Source organism: Ideonella sp. P3_A4 (assembly GCF_056403075.1).
The window spans coordinates 1-3,628 of the sequence record NZ_JBFUGE010000596.1 but is presented as its reverse complement, the minus strand read 5'-3'; the positions used below and the strand labels follow the sequence as shown (position 1 = coordinate 3,628).

At 64.7% G+C, this 3,628-nt stretch carries 4 protein-coding genes; 2 read left to right on the top strand and 2 right to left on the bottom strand.

What is annotated here, in order from left to right; translation table 11 throughout:
- Together AC1DYI_RS29580 and AC1DYI_RS29575 are read left to right on the top strand one after the other, a co-directional pair.
- On the top strand, positions 1-438 hold a 438-nt coding region (locus AC1DYI_RS29580), incomplete at its 5' end, for a hypothetical protein (protein ID WP_477207694.1).
- A 210-nt stretch (positions 439-648) separates the two neighbouring features.
- The gene (locus AC1DYI_RS29575) at positions 649-2,517 is read left to right on the top strand and encodes a putative bifunctional diguanylate cyclase/phosphodiesterase (protein ID WP_477207693.1); all 1,869 of its coding nucleotides are present in this window, start codon (positions 649-651) and stop codon (positions 2,515-2,517) included.
- Between the two features lie 42 nt (positions 2,518-2,559).
- On the opposite strand, the gene AC1DYI_RS29570 is transcribed toward AC1DYI_RS29575, so the two are convergent.
- Together AC1DYI_RS29570 and AC1DYI_RS29565 are read right to left on the bottom strand one after the other, a co-directional pair.
- The gene (locus tag AC1DYI_RS29570; RefSeq protein ID WP_477207692.1) at positions 2,560-2,763 is read right to left on the bottom strand and encodes a hypothetical protein; all 204 of its coding nucleotides are present in this window, start codon (positions 2,761-2,763) and stop codon (positions 2,560-2,562) included.
- Positions 2,764-2,769: 6 nt separating this feature from the next.
- A complete protein-coding gene (locus AC1DYI_RS29565; RefSeq protein WP_477207691.1) occupies positions 2,770-3,420 on the bottom strand; it encodes an NAD(P)H-binding protein in 651 nt (216 codons plus the stop codon).
- Between the last annotated feature and the right edge of the window lie 208 nt (positions 3,421-3,628).

Genomic DNA, 3,628 nt, shown 5'->3' with positions numbered 1-3,628 from the left:
CTGCATGAGTATGCTGCATTGCAGCATTTTTGGATCATCGTGATTCAGCTCATCGACGTTGTCGAGTGCGACGGGTTGGAAAGATCCGTGGTGAAACTCGAGGCCTTCAAGAGAGCGATGCTCGTGCAAGACGTGTCCGCAAAGGACGACCTGTTCGCGCTGGTCATGGTCGACGACAGGCGAGCCGTCTTGGTCGCACAGGGAAAGATGAGCCTGCACGCCACGGGTGGCGGCGGCATGCTCAAGCTGCAGATGTTTCGCAACCAGCTGGACAAGTCCAATGTTCGCTCGCGCGAGCTTCGTTTCTGTGCGGCAGGCACCTACGACAGCCACGTGAAGGGGTCGGATCGCTTCGACCCCCAGTGCTTTGCCGAGCCCAGTTTTCCCGAGCTCGTGGAGCGATTCGCCGCTTGGCGTGCCGGCAGGGCCACATGGTGAGCCCGTCGCCGCCGGCTCGCCGACACCTKACTTTGTAGGGAGTCCTTGAGTCCTCGCTGAGGGGCGTTACCGACAGCGGCGAAAACAAGCCTCTCAACGGCGGGCCGGGCCTTCAGGCTCGAGGCGCCAAGTCGATATCAGTGCGTGCCCCACGGTTGTGTGGTGGGTTGATCTATCTGCCTCGCTCATCCAACTGCTCGGAGAACCGGCATGCATTTCCCTCAGCCCGAACGTGACGCGGGCAAGTGGTGGCCCCTGCTTGTCGCCTCGTTGATGGCGGCCTTGTTGATCTGCTCGCAGCAGCTCTACTACGGCATTCGAGATGCGCGCGCTCAGGGCAAGGCCGACGCGAACTCGATTCTGAGCATGCTCAAGGACCAGTCCGAGCCGATCGACGATCGATCTCTTCATCAGTCGATCAGCCGGTTCGAGCACATTCTTTGGGCCCAGTACTGTGTCGACTCGCAGTGCCAGGCCAGCTACCGGCGAACCGTCAACGCGCTCGACTGTGCGAGCACAGGCAGCTGGAACTCCATCTGCGTTCGCAGCAGCAATGCCGCCCCGGGCACTTTTCTGGTCGCCCGCTACTCATTGGCCGAAGCACTGAGCAACACCGGGCGTGACCTCGCCTTCCTGCTGCTGTTCACCGGCATCGGCGTGGCCACCTGGGCCGCTTCTTCTCGACGCTATCGCCGCCAGATCGCGGCTGCCAAGGCCCAGTTGCACCACGCGGCAACGCGCGACGGGCTCACAGGCTTGTGGAACCGAAGAGCCTTCGAGCAGACGCTGAACGGCGTGATTCAGGCGGCATCCCATGGTGCCAAGCCGTCAGCGCTGATCTACATGGACCTGGACGGATTCAAGGGTCTGAACGACTGCCAGGGCCACACGCTCGGCGATCGGATGCTCGAACTCGTGTCGCGAAGGCTCGAGGCGGCCAGCAATGGCATCTTTCTCGCGCGCCTGGGCGGCGACGAATTCGGCGCCCTGCTCGGGCCGGGCGTCACCCCGGCGGACGCAGAGACGCAAGCCAAGCGATTTCTCTCCGCCATGGCGCAACCCATCGAAGCCGACGGGCTGTCGCTGACGATGGGCATGAGCATCGGCATCGCGATGCTCGACCACAAGGTCAAGGACGGGGTCGAAGCGCTGCAGCGCGCCGACATTGCGATGTACGAGGTCAAGCGTACGGCGCGCGGCAGGTTCCGCCATTTCGACGAAGCCCTCAGCCACGACATGCGCGCCCGCCATCGCATGCTCGCGGACCTGCGCGACGCGATTCGCAAGCGCCAGTTTCATCTCGAGTACCAGCCCCAGGTCGATGCGGCCGGGCGCTTGCGTGGCGTCGAGGCCCTGCTGCGCTGGAGCGACCCGCTGCGAGGGCGGATCCGGCCGGAGGAGTACATCCAGCTGGCCGAACAAAGCGGCCTGATCGTGCCGATTGGCGAAGCGGTGATCGAAATGGCCTGCGCCGACCTGACGCAGGCGCGCGGCGCCGGCATCCATTTGCCCTACGTCAGCGTCAACGTCGCGCCGCGGCAGCTCATCGAGCCCGACTTCCTGCACAAGCTCGAGCGGACGCTGGCCAACTGGCATTTGGGGCCCCGGGATCTCGAACTGGAAGTGACCGAGTCGTCGCTGATCAGCGCCACGGAGACGGCTGTCACGCTGATGGAGCGTCTGTCCAAGCGCGGCTTCCGACTCGCAATCGACGATTTCGGCACCGGCTACTCTTCATTGAGCCGCCTGGTCGAAATGCCGGTCGACAAACTCAAGATCGATCAATCGTTCGTCGCCATGTTCGGCTCCCGCGAGGACTCCACGATCGTGGCCGAAAGCGTCATCGCGCTGGCGCGTCGATTGGGCCTGAAAGCGGTGGCCGAAGGCGTGGAAACGGCCGAGCAGGCCGCCTGGCTGCGTGCGGCCGGCTGTGAACTGATGCAGGGCTTCTTCTTCGCCAAGCCCATGCCCATCGCGCACCTGATCCTCTGGGCCATGGGCCAGCTGGAAGAAGAAGACAAGGGCATGCCCGTCTGGGCCGACACCGTGCAATACGAGATCGGGCCGGACACCCTGTAAGGCTGCAGAGAGTCCGCCTATTTCGTCGAGCGGCGACCGCTGTCAAGCGGGCGCGTCAATGGCCTCGGCGTACGGTCGTGACACATCCTTTGTCGCCGGCAGAGCAGCGTGACTCATCCCTTGCGGCTGGCTGCGACCGGCCCCGGGATTTGCATCCGGTTCACTCCGTTCCTTGCCGGCCTGCCCGCGCGCACGGCGAGCCGCGAGGATCATCATGCGGGCATAGGTGATGCCGACGTTCGACATGGCGAGCTACTGAAGCTGCTGCATCGCGCCGGACAGCAAGACCTTCTTGCCCTTCGCGGTCGGGACCGCCGACAGCAAAGCCTTGGCGACGGCAGCCGCTTCGATCGGCTTGTAGTTCGCCGGGATCAGGAAGCCGAGCACCTTCCCGAGCTCGAACGCCCACACCTCACCACGCCGGGTGGGTTGCCCCAGGGCCTCGCGGTTCCCGACCAGCATGGAGGGGCGCGCGATGGCCAAACCCTCGAACGGCATCTTTGCCAGCGCGTTCTCGAGCTCTCCCTTCACGCGGCTGTAGAAGACCTTCGAGTGGGCGTCGGCCCCCATGGCGCTCACCAGGCCCGCCTTCTTGGCGCCAGCAGCCAGCGCCGCCCTGGCCACGGCAAGGTTGGCGTCGTGGTCGACCGCACGGAATGCGGCCTGACTGCCGGCAACCTTGATCGTGGTTCCCAGCGCCAGGTACACCTCGTCGGCGGGTGGCAGCACAGGCAATGCGGCGAAATCGACGACGTGGGCCGTCAGCTTGGGATGCTGGATCGCCGGCGCTCTGCGCCCGAGGCTGTGCACCGCCACCACGGTTCGGTCGGCCAGCAGGCCTTCGAGAATCTCTCTGCCCACCAAGCCGGTGGCGCCTGCAATGATGACGGTTCGGCCGGTCATGGGCGGGTCCTTTGTTGATCTGATTTCAGGTCACGCGGCGGCGCGCATTTCACAGGCCCGAGTGCTGCCGCACCATGGCCAACTTCTGCGCCTCCGATGCGCTGCGCGTCAGGCCGTAGATTTGTTCGGCATCCTGGCCGGCAAGGTACATCACCTGCCCCGTCCCGTCGGTCGCTGCCTTGAAGATGATCTCGGCAATCGATTCGGG